Below are 19630 nucleotides of genomic sequence, written 5' to 3'. Positions count from 1 at the left end.
TATATGGAAGAACATCGAAGTCTAAGCTTGCTCCTTGGTGGTGTACTCATTCTGGTAAACCTTACTGCAATAGGTTTCTACTTTTACCAAGACCGACGAGGTGGGATTACCCCCAACCCGGCAGCCTGGGCCATTTGGTTTGTGGTAACCGTGGTGAATTTACTCACCTACCAAACCGGCACGCACGATTGGGTGAAGGCCATTAACAGCGTCGTCTCCACCTTTAACTGCACGCTGATGTTCAGCTACTGTCTGTGGAAAGGCCGAATGCGCCAGGTCACGAAGCGCGATAAAATTGCTATTTGCATTGCGGTTGGTGCAATTCTCTGCTGGGTGTTCTCTGGCAATGCCTGGTACGGCAATGTGTTCATCCAAATGGCAATTGCCATTTCCTTCTTCACGATGGTGAGTAGTGTGTGGGGTGGAAAGCACACCGAACGTCCCCTACCGTGGGTACTCTGGACCGTCTGCCATGCACTGACATTCTGCATTGTCCTGCTCCGCTGGGATGGCCAATTCCTGGCTCTCCTCTACCCAGGCCTGGGCGTGCTCTTCAATAGCATTGCCACCCTGGTGATCTTCATCAAAAAACCAAAGAATGCTCTAACGCAAACCGCTTCCCTCTGAAGCGGTTTTTTCTACCCTTGACACAAGAATTACATTTTGGTAAATTCCTTTGAAACCCAAAAGAAAGGTTGAGAAATATGGAAAAAAAATGCACTGTACTCCGAATGGAGAATGGCAAGCCAACTGCATGCGGCGGCACTATTATTCAAGAGCGAAATTGGGTTAAGGTTCACCCTCCGCAACAATCGGCGATGCAAACGCATGAAGGGGCTATCGAAGTGTCTCAATGTGACAAGTGCGGTCTTATATACGAGATTTCGTAGATTCGCGGAAAATTTCTTAAGAGCAACTCACCCGGGTTGCTCTTTTTCTACTCATGAATTTGACACACCTTCTCACTCTTTGCTAGGCTCATTCAAACAAACAGTATTAACCCAATGACAGGGAGGAAATGTGACGTTTGTAAATCCAACTGGTCTCTGGTCCCATACAGGATCATACTCCATTGAATTCGTGCCTGGTTCTCCCACGAGCCATATCCCAGCGAACGTTGAGCTGAATAAGTCAGTAGCCCGTGTACATTCTGGAAAGGTGCAGCAGAATATGGGGGGAATTGATTTTACTGCTGATAGGAAAACCTTCTGCTGGGGATACCGCTACTTACGCTGTATCCGTGACGGAAACGGAAAATTACTCTGGGTCAATTCCAATTGCAAAAACGAAATCGTGGTCTAAAATCCAAATTTCTTCATAGAGCAACCTCACCCAGGCTGCTCTTTTTTTCTGGTTTGGCAATTGACAAGAAAATAACTTCTTGCTAGATTCACTGACTACAAGAAAACAAAAAATTGGAGGAATAATGAATCGTTTCGTTGAATTCTTGGGCAACCTGTACATTTCCATTTTGATTAGCGGATTTGCGAGCGTGCTCTTTGGCATTGTTGGCAGCGGACTCATTTGTGCGCTCCTCCTAGGCCTGAGCGCAATGACTAACGGTAGCGTCGCAGTGCATGATCTCCGAAGTACATTCACAACCGTCGCCGTAGTTCTCGGAGGTCTGGTTGCACTGTTCTTCATGTATGAAGATCGAGTTTTGTGGAGAGAGACCACACCCCAGCAGAACTTAAAAAACTGATCACTACGAGCAACCTCACCTAGGTTGCTCTTTTTCTTTTCTCGGTTGACAAAACCAACATTCTTGCTATTCTTGCTGACTAACAAAAACGCAAACAGAAAGGATACCTGTGCTTGCAATGACGTTTGCAGTAATTGCCGCGTCAATGCACGTCGCGGCTTTTCTCCTTTACAAACGGAATATGGGCAAAGGAATGGCCACGCCAAACCCCGCCACCTGGATGCTCTGGGTCATTCTTACCACGCTGAACTGTGCAACCTACCTCACCAGCACTTCAGACATAATTAAAAGTGCGTTACCGATTGCCAGCAGCTTGGCGAACATATACGTATTTGTAGTGGCATTACGGCTGGGTAAGTTTAGACCCCTGGACCAGTTGGAAAAAGTAATCTTGCTCCTGGGCTCGCTCATTGGTCTGCTGTGGCTTTTGTTCCACGACGCAAAGATGGCAAACCTTTTAGTGCAAATTCCTATCGCGTTGTCTTTCTACCCCACCTACCGCGGTGTGTGGCGAGATCCAAAAACCGAAACTCGGGTCTTCCCCTGGTACTTGTGGAGCATTGCCTACCTGGTGAGCCTGATAGCAATCTTCCTCCAATGGGAGCATGATCCCCGGCCTGATGACGGTCTGTACCAACTCGCCTACCCCATACTCTGTTTCATCCTTCATGGCGGCGTTGGACTCCTTGCCCAGCGTCACCCCAAAAAATCTCTTTAAGAGCAACCTCACCCGGGTTGCTCTTTTTTATTTCGGGAAAGAAATTCTTCTATTCTCGATTCGCTTCATCTCATGAAGAATCTCATCAACAACTCCTTGGAGATTACTGTAAACATCCGTGTTCGTTACGCGAATAAAATGTAACCCCAGATTCTCAATTATCTGCTGCCTTTCCCAATCGTACTCACGTGCACCTTCCTGAAAATGTGACTCGCCATCAACCTCAACAACTAGCCGGAGACGTGGGCAGTAAAAATCTACGACATACTTCCCAATACTTACCTGCCGACGAAATCGATGCTCCCCAAGGCGTTTCCCCCGAAGTTGCTCCCAAAGCATCCCTTCAGCCCGTGGCATGTCACTGCGGAGCCTCCTCCGTTTCTCCTTCTCTTCTCGCTTGTTGAAAATCTCGGTCATACAAACATTCTACCCCACCCTCCCCGTCCGGGGTGCTTCCAATGGGTCGCGCCCGCCGCAGACGGCCCCTTCGCAAGGGGCGGGTGGTACACACATCTCAAAACCCCCTCCTTACGAAGGAGGGGGTTGGGGGAGGTGAAGTTTGTTTAACTACACCCTGTCGTCTCACCACAGTCGAGACATAATATGCAGGTGCCGTTGCGCTTCATCTTCATGCTGCCGCAGGCGCCGCACTGGTCACCGGTGAAACCCTGCTGCCGAGCTTCGTCCTTGGCTTCCATGCCAAAGCTGACGGTCTGCTTCATGGCGTGGCTATTGCTGGTGGTCTTGGCAATCTCCATGGGCAGGCTGGCCTGGGTGGCGGTCTTCCCTTCCACTTCCTTCACCTCGGGCTTTACGTGCACCAGGTCATTGCGGCCCAGGTACTCGTAGCCCAACACGCGGAAGACGTAGTCCAGAATGGAGGTGGACATCTTCACGTTGGAGTGCCCCTGCACCGAGCCCGCGGGTTCAAATCTTGTGTAGGTGTACGTATCCACGTAGTCTTCCAAGGGAATGCCGTACTGCAACCCTTTGGAAATGGAAATGGCGAACATGGAAAGCAAGCTGCGGTACGCCGTCCCCTCTTTGTACATGTCAATGAAGATCTCACCCAACTTCCCGTCGGGGTACTCACCCGTGCGGAGGTAGACCTTGTGCCCGCCCACGTACGCCTTCTGCACAAAGCCCCGGCGCTTGTTGGGCAAGGCGGAACGCACGGCCTGGGCAGCCACGGCGTCCGAGACCTGCTGGGGCGTCACTTGCTCGTTCACTTCATCTTCCTCGGTGTCTGCCTGGGCAAGCTCGTCCAGACCTGAGGTGGAGTTCAGCGGTTGGGAAAGTTTGGAACCATCCCGGTACAGGGCAACGGCTTTCAGCATGAGTTTCCAGCTCTTGTCGTAGGCCGTAGCAATGTCCACCAACGTGGCATCGTTGGGCATGTTGATGGTTTTGGAAATGGCGCCAGAGATGAAGGGCTGGGCTGCGGCCATCATCTGCAGGTGCGCGTCGTAGTGAATGTAGCGCTTGCCTTTGGTGCCGCACTTGTTGGCGCAGTCAAAGACCGCGTAGTGCTCTGGCTTCAGGTGGGGCGCGCCTTCAATGGTCATGGTGCCGCAGACGTACGCATTCGCTTCTTCCACTTCCGCATCGGTAAAACCCAGGGCTTTCAGCACGTTCAATTCGCGGTCTGCCACTTGCCCGTCCGTCATGCCAATGCGCTTGAGCATGTCCTCACCCAAAGTGAAGGGAGTGAAGGCGAAACGGAGGTCAAAAGCCGTGGAGAGGCTGGCTTCAATTTTCTGCAGGTCAGCGTCGGTGAAGCCTTTGTCTCGGAGCACCGCGGGGTTGATGGTGGGGCAGCCCACCAGGGTGCCGTGACCTTTGGCGTAGGCTTCAATTTCCTGCACCTGCGTTGGGGTGTAACCCAAGTGCTTCAAGGCTTTGTCCAAAGATTGGTTGACGATTTTGAAGAACCCGCCGCCGGCCAACTTCTTGAATTTCACAATGGCGAAGTCTGGCTCAATGCCCGTGGTGTCACAGTCCATGACCAGGCCAATGGTGCCGGTGGGGGCAATGACTGTGGTCTGCGCGTTGCGGTAGCCATGCTGCTCACCCAGGGTGATGGCGCGGTCCCAGGCGTGCTTGGCTGCGTCCAGGAGGTAGGGTGGACAAACGTCGCCCGCAATGCCCATGGGGAGAATGGAGAGGCCTTCGTACTCATCTGCCGGCGCATTGTACGCGGCGCGGCGGTGGTTGCGGATGACGCGGAGCATGTGCCGCTTGTTGCGCTCGTAGGCGGGGAAGGAGCCCACCACACTGGCAACTTCAGCTGAAGCCGCGTAGGATTCCCCGGTCATGACAGCAGTGAGGGCACCGGCAATGGCGCGGCCTTCGTCGGAGTCGTAGGGAATGCCCATGGTCATCAGGACTGTGCCCAGGTTGGCGTAGCCCAAGCCCAGGGTGCGGTACTCGTAGCTGCGGCGGGCAATCTCCGCGCCGGGGAACTGCGCCATGAGCACGGAGAGTTCCAGGGTAAGGGTCCACAGCCGGATGCTGTGGCGGTAGCCGTCAATGTCAAAGATGCCGGTTTCCGCGTCCAGGTACTTGGCCAGGTTGAGGGAAGCCAGGTTGCAGGCCGTGTCATCCATGAACATGTACTCGCTGCACGGGTTGGAACCGTTAATGCGGCCATCAGCCGGGCAGGTGTGCCACTCGTTCACCGTGGTGTCAAACTGCAAGCCCGGATCCGCGCACGCCCAAGCAGCGTAGGAAATTTGATCCCACAGGTCCCGGGCGGGAACGGTGCGAACCACTTCCCCGGTGGTGCGGTTGGTGAGGTTCCAGGGAGCATTCACGCGCACCGCATCCATGTACGCATTGGTCACGCGCACGGTGTTGTTGCTGTTCTGCCCAGAGACGGTAGTGTACGCTTCGCCTTCGAAGTGCGTGTCAAACACCGGGAAGTCAATGCTGGTCCGACCTTGGCGAACCAAATCCAATACCCGCGCCACGTAGTTGAGGGGAACATTGGACCGTGCCGCGTCTTTGATGACCCGCTTCAGCTCCGGCGACTGCTGCACGTTGGTGGTGCCGGCTTCGTGCGCCACGCGCATAATCTCATTCAGCGCCTTGGCGTTAATTTTGCTACCCGTGACCAGGTCTGCCACCTTCTGCTCTTCCTGGACTTTCCAGGTAATGAACTCTTCCACGTCTGGGTGGTCCACGTTGACGATAACCATCTTGGCTGCCCGACGCGTGGTACCACCGCTCTTGATGGCTCCGGCTGCCCGGTCAAAAATCTTCAGGAAGGACATCATGCCCGAGGACTGGCCGCCGCCGCCCAGGCGTTCGCCTTTGCCGCGGAGGGTGGAGAAGTTGCTGCCCGTGCCCGAACCGTACTTGAAAAGCCGCGCTTCGCGGGTAATCAGGTCAAAAATCCCACCTTCGTTCACCAGGTCATCTTTCACACTCTGGATGAAGCAGGCGTGCGGCTGGGGGTGGGTGTAGGCGTCTTCGGACTTCCGGAGCTCGCCGGTTTCTGGCACCACGTAGTAGTGCCCCTGGGGGGAGCTGGTAATGCCGTAGACCGTCGCCAGACCGGTGTTGAACCACTGGGGGGAATTGGGCGCGCCAAACTGGTTAATGAGAATGAAGGCCATTTCGTCTTCGTAGGCCTGCGCATCTTCGGCGGAGGCAAAGTAGCCGTAGCGCTCACCCCACCAGCGCCAGCAGTGTGCCAAACGGTGCACGACCTGCCGCGCACTTCGCTCTGACCCCAGCACGGGGTTGCCCTGACTATCCAGCACCGGATTTCCTTCCGCATCCAGCTGCGGTACCCCGGCTTTGCGAAAGTACTTCTGCGCCAAAATATCGGTGGCCACTTGGGACCAGCCTTTAGGCACTTCCACGTCAGTTATCTCATGCACAATCCGGCCATCAGGATTTTTGATGACTGAAGTCCGCTTCTCATACGCCACCTGGTCCAACGGGTTGACCCCGGGGGTGGTGTTCCGCCGCTTCACCCGCAAACCTGTTGGACTATACCGCACTGGCGGCAGAGCAGGTGCTGCAGTCTGAGTGGAGGTGTGCGTGAGGGTGGCGGCGTTAGGCATGGGAACGCGTCAATTAGGGAACGAGGGGTTTGCAAATTATTTTCGATTTCGACGCACGACTGTTCGGCGGCGAGACCCACTGCGGGTTGGAAGTTTTCGCTGCCGCACTGGCCGCAGTAAACCGTTCAGTTCGTCTTGGAAGGTAGCCACGTCGGTGAAGGAGCGGTAGACCGAGGCGAAGCGGATGTAGGCCACGTGGCTGGCCCGCTTCAGGTGCTTCATGACAATTTCTCCAATGGCTGAACTCTTGATTTCCGTACGACCCGAGGTTTGGATGTCCCGTTCAATCTGGTTGATGAGCCGCTTGAACTCATCCTGGGTCTGGGGCAGCTTCTGGAATGACCGCCGAATCCCCACTTCTAGCTTTTCCCGGCTATACGGCTCGTGCCGGCCGTCCCGCTTGATGACGCTGAGGTTCAAAATTTCCGTTTCCTCCACCGTGGAGAAGCGGAAGCTGCACCGCGGGCATTCCCGGCGTCGCCGAATGGCCAGCCCGTCTTCAATGAGGCGGGAGTCCATAACGCGCGTATCCAACTTATGGCAGGCAGGGCATTTCATAGCACAACGCGGAGTATTCCAGGGTCGCCAACAGTGGCGGGGTTCTCCATCGTACAGGAGAAAGCCCGACTTCGCCAAGCTGGCAAGCGACCAGAAACCATAGCCTGCTGCTCTGGACGTGTTGCGAGGTGCTTTCCACGCGAACGGCCGGCAACGGGCAAGGTTGCTATACCCTGGTGTTGGGGTGGGTGTGGGTTTTGTGAAAGAAGCTGACACGGGACAAGCTCCGAGGCGATCACGCGGCTTTCGATCGCTACGCTTCTTTTCTGCTTTTCCTAAGAAATACTACATGTAGTGGTTCCAATGGGTAGTATACCACTAGATATGGGAAAAAGCAAATCTCCCCTACTCTGACGAACGTGGGGTGAAATTGCTAGTACGTATTGAACTTTACGTGTGTCGCATTAGGAAGAAGATGACGACACACCTGGTTGCCTGTGGATAGCGTGCTCCTCCTGCCGCACACCCTGACTTACATCATTTTCCGGCGAATAAACGCGGGGATTTCCAGATCCTCTTCCGCCGCCTTGGGTGGCGTGGCTGGTTCGGGCATTGGTCGGGGGGTTGGCCGTGCTGGTGGCGGTGTGGGTTTCACTGGCTCAGGTGCGGGCCGGGGCGTCGTTCTGGGAGATGGTTCCATGGGGGTGAGACCCTGGGGGGTAATCTTTTTTCCCATTGGCCGGGGCGTCGCGCCCTTCCCAAAACCTGTGGCAATGACGGTAATGCGGACTTCACCTTTCAAGGCTTCGTCAATCACCGTACCAAAGATGACTTTCGCATTTGGATCAATGGAGGCAGTGATAATCCGGGCAGCTTCGTTCACCTCAAACATGCTCAGGTCAGACCCACCCGTGACCGTGAAGAGAATACCCTTGGCTCCGTCAATACTGAGCTCCAGCAAAGGACTATCAATGGCCGCTTTTGCCGCATCAACAGCTCGATTATCCCCACTCCCTTTCCCAATACCCATGAGCGCGGATCCCGCATCTTCCATGATGGATTTGACGTCTGCAAAGTCCACATTAATAAGTCCAGGAATGGTGATGAGCTCAGAAATCCCCTGGACACCTTGACGAAGGACGTCATCAACCGTGCCAAATGCGTCGAGGAGCGAAGTTTTCTTGTCGATGATTTGCAGAAGCCGGTCATTCGGGATGGTAATGAGAGTATCAACCCGATCGCTCAACTCTTGCAAGCCAGATTCGCCAATGTCTTTCCGCTGCGCACCTTCAAAAGCAAACGGCTTGGTGACGACGGCAACGGTAAGCGCTCCCACGTCCTGCGCAATTTCTGCAACAACCGGTGAGGCGCCCGTGCCAGTGCCGCCACCCAGGCCGCAGGTGATGAAAACCATATCTGCGCCCTTCAACGCATCGTGGAGCTCGTCCTGGCTCTCTTCGGCAGCCTTCCGGCCAAGCTCTGGATCCATACCGGCGCCTAAGCCCCGGGTGACCGTTTTCCCAATGTGAATTTTGGTCTGCGCCTTCGAGTGGTGGAGCGCCTGTGCATCGGTGTTCACGACCAAAAATTCCACCCCCCGAATCTTGGAGGCAATCATGCGGTCAACGGCGGATCCGCCAGAACCACCCACGCCCACCACTTTAATTTTGGCGAAGGTTTCGATATCCGGTTTAATTTCCATAGCGCTTCTGGCCATACGCAAAGGTTAGGAGGTGAGGTGCTTCACCCAACCACGGAGCTTCCCAATGACATCATTGACCGTGGAGAACTTCGATGAATGGTTGCCTGACGATTGGTTGAGCGCAGCTCCCCAAGCAACCAACCCTACCGCTGCAGCGTACTGCGGGTCTTGCACTTTATCAATAGCCGTCATGAGATTCAACGGGGTGCCGACGGCGGCTGGCAAGCGAAACTCCCGTTTTGCAATGTCCACAATACCCAATAGTTTTGCGCCTCCACCCACCAGTACAATCCCGGCTGGAAGCAACCCAGAGCGATCAACCTTCTGCAATTCTTTCTCTACCATGCTGAAAATTTCTGAGGTTCGCGCCTCAATGATCTCTGCCACGTGCTTGCGGGACACAACGCCTGTTTCTTTGCTATCCACTTCTGCGAGATTTATTTCATCACGCTTACTCACTTCTTCTGGAGTAGCCGTCCCGTATTCCAGTTTCACCTGCTCAGCCACATCAATGGAGGTTCGCAGGCCAATAGCAATGTCATTCGTCACGTGCCCAGCACCCACGGGGAGTATTGCCGTGTGCAAAACATCGCCCTCCTCAAAGACAATGACGCTGGTGGTGGAAGCACCGAGGTTCACCAAGCACACCCCAATTTCCTTCTGGCGCTTCGTCAGAACAGCTTCAGATGCCGCGAGAACGCCCATCACCATATCATCAATTTCCACCCCAGTGCGGTAAATGCACTTCGTCAAGTTCTTCACTTGCGCTTGCAGGCCTTGAATAATCTGCGCGTCCACCTCCAAGCGAATCCCAGACATGCCAATGGGGTCTTTTACCCCTTTTTGATTATCCACGGTGAACGTGCGTGGAATGACGTGCAATATTTCCGTATTCGAAGGAACTGCCATAGTTTGCGCGGCTTCAATCACCCGCTCCACATCTGCTTCTTTAATTTCGCCATCAGCCTTCGCTACCGCAACAACCCCATGCGCTTCCTGGCTGGTGATGTGCGTCCCGTTGATACCAACGTAGGCGTGGGTTATGGGAATGCCAGTCATACGCTCAGCCTGCTCTAGCGCGCCGGAAATAGAAGAAATGGCATCCTCAATACTGGTGATTGCGCCCTTACTAATACCGTCGGCCACATGCTCACCTACCCCAAGTACCTGAATACCTTGGCCAGCTTCCAAAACGGAGCCGACCACGACACGGACAGTCGTGGACCCGAGATCGAGTCCGACAAGGGTGGGTGCATGGGGCATAGGGTTGCGCCTAGTATACAAGAAAAGAGCCCCTAGGACAAGCTCAGGGCGTGGCTAAGGTATGGCCACAGGACAATGATTCCCACGACCGCGGCCACCAGGGAAACGAGGAGGACTGCGCCAGCCATTGTGTCTTTGACGACCTGCGCAGCTGCCTGCAGACGTGGGCTGACCATGTCGGTGAGGTGCTCAACCACGGTATTGATGAGCTCTAAGGTAAGGACAGCGGCAATGAGAAAAATCAGAATGACTGCATCGCGCGTAGAAACGCGTAAAACCAGCATGCCAATAATGACCACGGCTGCCGTAACCACTTGGACGCGGAGGCTCTGCTGGGTTTTATAGGCATGGACTATCCCCCGTCGGGCGTAGCGCACGCTGTTCTTCATACTCTGGCTAGTGATGGCGACCATATGCGTGTAAAATCAGTTGGGTGCGCGCTTCCATCCGTGCGGCGGCAGCATCGCTTTCGTGGAGAAACCCATGGAGATGGAGGAGGGAGTGCACAAACCGGTGAGCAAGGAGTTCAGCGAGATTTGCTTTCGGGTTTCGGCGTCGCAAGGCGGTTGGACATATGCAGATATCACCACTCCCCTTCCGCACGTTACCGGCAGAATCCACCGTGGAATCCGGAAAGGCCAAAACGTCCGTTGCCGTTGGCTTCCCACGGTACTGCTTATTGAGCCTGGCCATTTTTTGGCCGGTGCACACCACCAAGGCCACACTGATCCCTGACCAGGCGCCTTGGATGCCTTGGGTCTTGTGGAAAAGCGCTTTCCAGGTCACGCGCACACCGTTGCAGCGTGGTTGGAGCAGCCGTTGGCCACTCAGATTGACCACGCGGAACTCCATGCTAGGTGCTGCTGTTGGTATTACTGTTCCCGTTGGTATTCCCGGCGGTATTCGTGTTCCCCACACTATTCGTGTTGGCATTTGCATTTACCGTATTCGTGTTCACATTCACCTTCGTGGGATCCACGGTCAAACTCCGAGCCAGCATCTCAAAGGTCGCACGGGAATCAACCGTGGGCTTCAGACCGTAATTCAGGGAAATCACGTAGAGCTGACCTGCGTTGGCAAAGTAGTACACTAAACCATTTGGGCTAATCACTCCGGTGCTGAGCGTATCCCAGGAGGCCACATCCACCAGACCAGTGGCGTCTACCACCGAGCCGGTTTGCTGCATGTACCACTGCTTCGCAGTAAGACGGGCAGGATTGTCATACACCGCCAAGGTGATGTTCTCATCACCCGTTGGATTGGTGAAAATTTGCTCGGTACTGCTGCGGGCAACCGTTACCCACTGCCGCGGGTAGAGCACAGAACTCCCGTAGAGCGCGTTTGTGAATGTGCTTACGAGTGAGGATGCCACCAACTTGCCAGCGCCGAGTGGGTAGTAGCCTAATTTCAATTCTTTTCCATCCAAGAAGCTATCACCATCGGAGTCCGAGGAGCTGGGATTCGTGCCAAAGATGCTCTCTTCTGCATTCGTCAATTCATCTTTATCTGCATCTGCACTGGATTTTGCCTGCGGATCGCTGTTCACATTTTGGTTGGTTGGTGCATTCACATTCGTATTGACGTTGCCATTACTGTTCAAGTTTCCATTTTGGTTACTATTCGTATTTGCGTTGCTGTTCAGGTTTGCATTGCCGTTGGCGTTCGTATTGGCATTGCTGTTCGAGTTCGCATTGGTATTTGCAGTGTTTGTAACCAAATTTGTATTATTCGTATTGGCCGCATTCTTGTTGAAGATATCCGTGAAGAACAGTGCTGCCACAACACCCAGGCCAACCACCACAATGATGCTAATGGCAATAATCAAGCCACGGCCAGAACCCTTGGGCTTGGGCGCGCCCATGGGTAAACCCTTCCCTGGCGCCCCGCCACCCAGGAAACGTTCGGGCATGGTGTGAATCTCCAGAGGTGTGCTGGGAGGTGCTGGGGCGCGAGGTACGTCTGGTGTGGGTTGTGCTGCGGGTGTGATTGATTCAAACATAGTTTTCTGGGTTTAAGAATTGGTATTGGTGAGAGAATTTTTCGCGCCTTGGAAATCCCGTAGGAAACCGGCGCCTTTTGGATTATACCCTTTTTTTACCTCCACGCCATCTGGGTTCGCATCCCCGTCTGTGTCTGGTTTTCGCGGATCGGTTTTGTACACTTGCACTTCATCAAAATCCGAGAGTTGATCGCTATCGGTATCCACTTTCTTCGCGTCTGTCCCGGCAGCTTGCTCGTCCGCATCCGTAAGCCCATCCTTGTCTGCATCAGGAGCCGTCTCAGGTACCGTCAAATTTTTGGGGGTACCCCCAACTGAGGTGGTTTGGCTTGCATTCGTGTTCACTTGCGCCAAACCAGCTACATTCGTAGTAGGATTTTGGTTCTTCCGTTGCAGGGTAATGGCCACCACGCCCAGCCCAAGGACGAGCACCAAAGCAACGAGTGACAGGAGCACCCAGCGCCGTGACTTTTGCTGGGGCGCAAGTGCTGCAGGAAAAACTGGTGCTGCTGGCTTCGGCTGCACAGGAACTGCTGGACGAGGTCCACCCGCAGGTTGCTGGTCAACGTTTTGGAAAATGTCTTCAGGAATCTTTGCCATGGTGATTGGATAAAAAATCTACGAGCAGGCAGGGTTGCCGCAGCTTCCAGACATTGGTGCGCAAAAAACGGTATTGTTACAACCAGAGAAATCACAGCACTGCTGCACGCCACTCATACAGGAAATTCCGTAACTGACTGGACCACACTGTACCGGCGCTGACGCGTTGACGGTAATATTCGTCTCAACTTGTCCCTGGGCACTATTGGCATCTTGTGCAGTAATCCGTATGCGGTAGTTGTGCGCTGCAGCGGGTGTCCAATCTGGAATATTGAGATTCCACGTGCTCGTACTGGAGGTATTGTAGTAATTCGTCAAATTAGGATAGTCAAATGAAGCTGCAGGCGTTGTGAGATCATCAATTCGCACTGCAAGGGTACTCAGGTTACTATTTGCGTCAGAAATTGTGGCACGAATTGGCACTAACGTTGCACTCTGGACTGTCGTACCATTTCCCGGTTGGTTCATACTGATGACTGGTGGAGTATTAAGATCTTCCACGCTGACGAGGATGCTAAACGCTGCAACTTGTGGAACGAAGTCATTTGCTTGAAAGGTGAAAGAGTAGACCCCCACTGTCGTTGGCGTCCAGGTAAAGGCATGGGTGGCAGACAGCGTTGGGGGCGTGGGGTTGAACGCAATAGAGTCGTTTGGAATATCGACGTTCGTATACGGTTCCGATCCTGTGACCACGGAAACGCTCAACCCAGCCAGGGCGTGATCATCGGACGCTTGGATCTGAATGGTCGAGGGTACTCCCAGCGGCAGCGCCGTGCTCCCATTTGGGGTAAACGCCGTAATAATCGGCCGCGCGTCATTCGTTGCAGTAGTCTCAATATTCACCAGCAGATCGACCGTGCGGGTATTCCCGGCCACATCCCGCGCTACTGCCCGCAGGGTTTTTGACCCATTGGTGTACGTTGCCAAAGTGGACTGCGGAATGGTCACGCTGCCGGTGTAGAACAGCGGGCACGCCGCGCCGCCGCAGGCAGTGCCTGGGGACTGCCCAAGTAGTTCATTGGCTTGCGGCCCTGAGACTGAGAAAGAGGACGAACGGGAAAGGTAGAAGGTGACGGCAGCAATCCCAGAACCTCCAGCGAGCTGATCATCGGCAAAAGCGGCTACAGTGTTCGCTACGTTCTTTGCCAGGACTGCTCCAGCTGTACTTGGCTGCGTGAAACTCAGGCTCGGCGCTTGGTTGTCTGGGGTACTGCTGGTATTGGACACGGTGTATGACCGCTGCGCAGTGGTGGAAGGATTCCCGGCCCGGTCAAACGCTCTGACCGTCAGCTGGTAAGGCCCATTGGTGAGTCCCTGCGTATTCACAATCAAGCGGTACCGACCAGGTGCAAATGGTACGGTTTCAACACGGCTAATGGTATCTGGGCCTTGCAAGGTGAAGGTCACATTTTCAATCCCGGTTCCAGCTGCATTGTCTTGCGCTTGCGCAATGAAGGACACCATGCCCGAGACGCCACCAGCGGTTGGTGACGTTATGCTCACCGTTGGAGCGGTTGTATCAGATTGCGATACAACAGTCGCATTCACAATGGCTGCAAATAATGTCATTGGGATTTTGACGTTGAACCCATTGCAACGTGAACCGGTGAAAGAACTACATGGATCATCGGTAGGCACAGTGGCTCCCGTAAAATTTCGCGTGAGGGTAAATTGCCCCCAGGGGTGCTGCACCGCTTCCACGGTTCCGTAAAGCGCTGTGTTTGGGTACGAGTAGAGAATCCCCTTGGACAGCGGTGGATTATTCGCCGGCTCGTTGGGAAACTGGAATCGCTTGAGTGATTCGCTCCAGCAGGTCGTTTGCTCGTAACCACTTGAAGCAGGACAGCGCGTGTTTAGAATCCCCGGATTCCAGGTATCTTGTGGATCTTTGGGTGGTGATATACCCAACTCTTGGGTGAATGCCTGATTCCACGATGGCCAATGGGTCGTGGAAATACCTTTGAGGTACGACCCAGTTTCTAACTTGGGGTAACTCCCCTGCTTCAGACGCCGATCTTCCAGCGCGTAGACAATATCCCAGTAATTATGGAAACGAACCATATCCCGTTGCAAAGCAACTTTCTCCGTTGCATCTGCGAAAAGTGCTAAGCGAAAATTTTTCAGAATGTTCTCAAAAATCTGCACGGTTTCACTGGACGCATTGTCCGTATGCGAAATGACGTAGATATTTGGGTAGTATTGATTGCTAAACAAATTTGGAGCACCGACGTACACGGTGCGGCCTTCCCGAATCGCCGGGAAACCATCAATGGTGGTTGCGCCACCTGAAGGAGCGACCCCCTGCTTCAGCTTGTACCACTTCTCTGGCGACAGGTGGTTTTGGTTGAGGTATACCCGAATGCCAAGCGCATCGCCAGTCCCCGCACCAGTCTTCTGGACCGTAAATAAGTACTCTTGCAAAATGTCAGGGTCGATCGCATTGCCGGTATTCACGGGTTGGAGCGTGTAGTCCGGTAAGCTGTCCCGGCAGAAAGATGTTTCAAAATTGAATATCGAATCCCGGAAGGGGTAGTTCGGTGGTGCTGGCCAGGGGTTAGCGCACATGAAGGAACGGATAGGAAAAGTTGCTGTGCCAGTTCCGGCGTTATTCGCGGCTGTAACCTGCACGGTCAAATTTTCCGTACCATTAGCTACGTTCAGAGCGGTTGCACAGTACACCTGATCTGGACCAGTTGCAGCCCCCCTACATAACCCTGCATCCAAACCACCAGTGTAGGTGTTCGTTTGCCCTGGAGTACCACCGGTATCTGCTTCCGTCCACACTTGAGATTCTGCAGTGAGTATTTCACCTCCAGTGCTTAGGGCAACAGCAAAGTACCCATGCTGATTTCCATTTGCACCATCAATATCACCGCTACAATTATTCCCACTGCAGCCAAAGAGGTCTTCAGTAATTGGCGTATTGAAGTACCGAACCACTGCCACCCGGTTGACTGTGCAAATTGTTGCATCAGCAGCAACTTGCACTGGCCCAGCAATCCAGTCACCCCCCATAAATTTTCCATCAACAGACAGTACGCCAATTTGCGAACCACGAATGATAACTTCTACAACACTATTCCTTGCTATAGGTGTTTTGGGATTCAGTCTGACGACCTTACTCCCCATGATGTGCAAATCTGTGGGAATCTCTGCACCCCCAGGTGACAGCCGGAGCTTGATGTTTGCTGTAGTGAGCGTGCTCCCCTGCATGTCTGGAGTAAAGGTAATGGTGAAAGACGCGTTGCGGCAAGAAAGCGTGCCACTATCAGGATCAACGGAATCAACTAAGCTATCCGTGCAAGCATTCAAATTCGGCGCGCACTGGTTCCCACTGCAGCACCCGCTCGCACACTCAGCATTGGTGTCACACCGAAGCGTGAAATCTTTATGGTTGGAAAGGCAGTACAGTCCGGGTGCCCCAGTAACAGGTTTTCCAACAACAGTACGACCAGGCGAGTAAACCGCATTACCTGCTACTACCCCTGTGCCCATCGTCGTTGAAAAAGTCCCACTGCTTTGTGCTGGCGTCCAAGGAGGCACACCAGCAGCCGTTTGCTGGAAGAACACCCGGCTATCATTTGTTGGATCGCCATTTGATGGGTTAAAACGAGCGCCAGTATATGTAATTTGCTGACTTGCCTTGGCAATACTTGGTGAAATGCCGCACAGCTGGGGGACGCCATCTGCAGGAACCGGTACCATCGCGCCAGTGTTCGTCTGGCACAAGCCTGCCACGGTGTACCCCGTAAACCATGGACTTGGGTTCACGCCAGCGCCGTCGGGTTGCACTTGGGCTTTCCAAACTGAGCCTGTCACAGCGTCCTTTGGTTCATGCGCTACAGTGATCTGGGTATCAGTCCACGCACCAGGGCCGCACATGGCAAAGTTTCCTTCCACGGCTGAAGGATCAACAGTTTCATTCACATCAAACCGAACCGTACCACTCCCCTTGTACGCCCCAAAGTAGCAACCATCAATAGTCACCAAATTTCCTGCTGGTCCGGTGTTCGTCATGCTCGTAATGGAAGGCGTACACCGCTTGTTCCCCGGTGAGACTTCTTGGCAGATGGAACCTGCACACATGGTTCCGCCGGCTGTACAGTCAGCGTTGGTTTCACACGCCCCGCGTCGCACCGTCACAATGGCTTGGCCTTGCTTTCCGTCTGCTTGTGCTGTAAGCACGGCAGTGAGATCGGTTTCACCAGGTGTTGGCGGTTGAATGGTAATTCTCCCAAAACTCCCACCTGGGCCTAATGGAATGACGTTGTTAGTCAAAACTACATTCGAAGTCGCCCAAGAAAAATTCGCATCTGTATCCAAGAGATTGCAGTTATTCAGCATTGCCTGAGCTTGAAAATTATTTGAATCACCCGTAAGCATCGGCCAATTGCTTGGTTGCACCGTGACCATTTGCGCTGTACAGTTTTCCGCACTATCTCGCACGCGGAAGTGCCAGACGTAATCTTGGTTCATGTTCGCTAGCCCCACATTTTGCACACCACGCCCTATAGTTACCTGGTACCAGTGATTCCCAAGTAAAGCCGCGTCTGGTGCAAATTGAATAATACGGTCCGATGGTGCAGTAACATCTCCAGCAATATTGGCACACGATGAACCGTCAAAGGTGGGGTTTGCACCGCAGTCCTGCACCTGCATGTTTGCTGCAATCAATGTGCCAACATTCATATCCACATTAAACTCCGCCTGGATAATGCTGTTGCGGCACATGTCCGTGCTGTTTGGCCGGGGGTTGGGTGACGGCACCTGGGTGGCACTGCACGACGCGCTCTCCACCACCTGCGGCGGCGGGTCGCACGGGATGCGGTAGGAGCGTGGGTTGGTTACCCTGGTCCCAACCCGAACCGCAAAATTATACGAATTGTTAGGCAGCGTATCGGGTGCACTGAATCGCACAACACCAGGGGAGACAAAGTTCTTACCAGCATCGCCAAATGCATTGTACAAACCTTGCAATTGATTTATATCGCTGCCAAATCCTTCTCCTGTGGCTACAAGTTCCTGTCCGCTAGACGCGTGACATACGGGATCAATAAAACATAGGCCTGGATGCTCAACATTGTTAATTGTAAAGCGGAACAAATTACTTCGACCACGTGGTTCAGGAAGAGAAATGTTTCGAACCTGAATATCGGCCAATTCGGCAACAGCAAATCCTGCGGGTACCTGTACAACTATCTCGGTGTCGGTCCATCCACTAGCTCCCGCACAAGCTGGAATTGGTGCGCTCACCGCGCTTGAGCCATCAGCTTTGCGGAAATACACTGTTCCTGCATTATTACCGAAATGTGAACCGTGGATCGTTACAAATGTTCCTTCCTTGCCATCAGGTGGATTCGCCCAGTCTATATGTGGGCTTTGCACATCGATGGGAGTTGAAGGAGGACTGTACTTCCCCGTCTGCACCACCACAGATCCATCAACCGCACCACTGGATGCTGAGAGACTTGCATTGGCTGATGGTGTATGTCCCGCCGGGACGAGTGTCTGTATCGTGCTGTTATTCGAATTGAGAATGCACTGTTCCGAATTATTCTGCTTGGGTCTGAAATTCGCATCAAAACAACTGCTCGTGGGACCACCTATGTTATTTGCAATAACTCCAATCCCCGTAAAATGAACAGTGGGGTTGAGGCCAAAATTTTCACCTGAAATGGTTACAGATTGTAGTGCATCTGCACCATTATTTCCGTAGAATACTGGTGATTCGATATTCGTAATCTTTGGATCACAGGCTACTTGCGTTGTATTTCCAATTGTAAATGTCCAGGAGTAGTTGTCTTGTGGCGGACCCTCAGAGTTAGTATCGCCATCACCATCTAGCGCGTTCACGCACGCGTCTTTCAATCCGGGTAGATACTGCCCACCGTGCGACCCGGGTTGTAATATTGTGTCCTCACGAGAATCTAATGTAATCGTTACTGTAGAGTTTGCCGGGAGTGCTTGGCCAAAATTTGCTGTAAAACCAAGCATCCCAGGCCAATGGGTTATTGAAGTTAGTTCTACGGGTGTTGGTGGTGCTGGGGTTACTACTACACGCACATTGTCGACATGCATTGAGGATGCAAGCATGGCCTCACTAAATCGAACATGTAGTTCTGGCATGAGGCATTGAATGGTATCGCCATTATCTGGCAATACCGCATCCACAGTGGGTGGCTCTTGGTCTGTTTCTTCACCTGTTTTAAACTCCCAACTTTGGGCAGGTAAAGTAAGCAATGCTCCGGTCGCGCTTGAAAAAGTATTGTGCGTAACACGATACACAGTGTTTCTCGCGAAATCCGCACCGATATGCATAAACTCCGCAGATTGACTTATCGTCCTGTTCGTCACACCCACAATTCCTGGCCCGGATACCGCACCACCAAAATCCGTGAGTGGCTCGACGGTATATTCACCAGTTGCTGCATTGTTTTCATCGGGTGTGGAATCACCATCCTCATCCCGTAATCCGCCAAATGTCTCTGTGGGGGTAGTACATAATTTCACATTTTCGGTTGGCCTTGGTGGTACTTGACTCGTTGATTGCCAGTAATCTGCTGGTGGAGGTACCTGACAGTAAGCTGGATTCGGTACAAGAATTCCCTCACCATCCCCAACGGGGGCGCTATCCACGCAGTCATTACAACCATATTGGCCAAACCCTATACCCACATTTGGACCACACGATGCTGCGTTCGCCGTGCCCGTTGACCCCGTAATGAACCGCTGGACGAAGAGCACAATTGCCCAGGCAACGAGAATGATGACAATGCCAATGGCACCGTTGATGAGCGTGCGCTTGGCTTTATCAATTTGCTTTTCATCACCCCGTGACGTGAGCCACAGGAACCCGCCGTAGAGCATGATGATGACCGCCACAAGACCCAAGAGCCCCAACGCCCACTTGATGACGTTGATGACTGTTTGCTTCAAATCTGCGTCACCCAAAGTGAGGGTGCCGCCAACATTCTCAACCGTAAGGGCTTGGGCGACATGTGCAAACGCAAACAGCGCCGCTCCGGCTATGACGCCAAGCGCAAGGAAAGCGAAGAAAGTTTTTTGGCTGTGTTTCATG

The 19630-nt window shown here is 53.4% G+C and carries 13 protein-coding genes; 3 read left to right on the top strand and 10 right to left on the bottom strand.

What is annotated here, in order from left to right; genetic code table 11:
• Window positions 1–3 precede the first annotated feature (3 nt).
• The 3 genes from WCV85_01215 (at window position 4) to WCV85_01205 (ending at window position 2420) form a co-directional block, all read left to right on the top strand.
• Entirely contained in the window at window positions 4–627 is a 624-nt protein-coding gene (locus tag WCV85_01215; GenBank protein ID MFA6473472.1) for a hypothetical protein, read from the top strand.
• A 799-nt stretch (window positions 628–1426) separates the two neighbouring features.
• Window positions 1427–1702, top strand: a complete 276-nt coding sequence (locus WCV85_01210; GenBank protein MFA6473471.1) for a hypothetical protein — start codon at window positions 1427–1429, stop codon at window positions 1700–1702.
• A 118-nt stretch (window positions 1703–1820) separates the two neighbouring features.
• The gene (locus tag WCV85_01205; GenBank protein ID MFA6473470.1) at window positions 1821–2420 is read left to right on the top strand and encodes a hypothetical protein; all 600 of its coding nucleotides are present in this window, start codon (window positions 1821–1823) and stop codon (window positions 2418–2420) included.
• Window positions 2421–2447: 27 nt separating this feature from the next.
• On the opposite strand, the gene WCV85_01200 is transcribed toward WCV85_01205, so the two are convergent.
• From WCV85_01200 to WCV85_01155, 10 genes are all read right to left on the bottom strand, one after another.
• Entirely contained in the window at window positions 2448–2837 is a 390-nt protein-coding gene (locus tag WCV85_01200; GenBank protein ID MFA6473469.1) for an endonuclease domain-containing protein, read from the bottom strand.
• Between the two features lie 146 nt (window positions 2838–2983).
• Window positions 2984–6490 carry a vitamin B12-dependent ribonucleotide reductase gene (locus WCV85_01195; GenBank protein MFA6473468.1) on the bottom strand — a complete coding sequence of 1169 codons (3507 nt, stop codon included), beginning with the start codon at window positions 6488–6490 and terminating at the stop codon, window positions 2984–2986.
• Window positions 6491–6526: 36 nt separating this feature from the next.
• Entirely contained in the window at window positions 6527–7048 is a 522-nt protein-coding gene (nrdR, locus tag WCV85_01190) for a transcriptional regulator NrdR (protein ID MFA6473467.1), read from the bottom strand.
• Window positions 7049–7520: 472 nt separating this feature from the next.
• The gene (gene ftsZ, locus WCV85_01185) at window positions 7521–8705 is read right to left on the bottom strand and encodes a cell division protein FtsZ (protein MFA6473466.1); all 1185 of its coding nucleotides are present in this window, start codon (window positions 8703–8705) and stop codon (window positions 7521–7523) included.
• Between the two features lie 9 nt (window positions 8706–8714).
• A complete protein-coding gene (gene ftsA / locus WCV85_01180) occupies window positions 8715–9953 on the bottom strand; it encodes a cell division protein FtsA (protein ID MFA6473465.1) in 1239 nt (412 codons plus the stop codon).
• A gap of 32 nt (window positions 9954–9985) precedes the next feature.
• Window positions 9986–10366 (bottom strand): diacylglycerol kinase family protein, encoded by a 381-nt coding sequence (locus WCV85_01175; protein ID MFA6473464.1) that lies wholly within the window; start codon window positions 10364–10366, stop codon window positions 9986–9988.
• Window positions 10350–10805, bottom strand: coding sequence for an rRNA maturation RNase YbeY (ybeY, locus tag WCV85_01170; protein MFA6473463.1), 456 nt, complete (start codon window positions 10803–10805; stop codon window positions 10350–10352). Before ybeY ends, WCV85_01175 begins: the two co-directional genes overlap by 17 nt.
• 1 nt (window position 10806) lies before the next feature.
• On the bottom strand, window positions 10807–11952 hold the full coding sequence (locus WCV85_01165; protein MFA6473462.1) for a hypothetical protein: 1146 nt from the start codon (window positions 11950–11952) through the stop codon (window positions 10807–10809).
• Between the two features lie 12 nt (window positions 11953–11964).
• Window positions 11965–12552: a hypothetical protein gene (locus WCV85_01160; protein MFA6473461.1), complete on the bottom strand. Its 588-nt coding sequence runs from the start codon at window positions 12550–12552 to the stop codon at window positions 11965–11967.
• Between the two features lie 18 nt (window positions 12553–12570).
• Window positions 12571–19629, bottom strand: a complete 7059-nt coding sequence (locus tag WCV85_01155; protein ID MFA6473460.1) for an Ig-like domain-containing protein — start codon at window positions 19627–19629, stop codon at window positions 12571–12573.
• Between the last annotated feature and the right edge of the window lies 1 nt (window position 19630).

Source organism: Patescibacteria group bacterium (genome assembly GCA_041665345.1).
Taxonomy (GTDB): domain Bacteria; phylum Patescibacteriota; class Patescibacteriia; order PEXW01; family PEXW01; genus JBAYJA01.
This window is presented reverse-complemented; position numbering and strand designations above follow the sequence as displayed.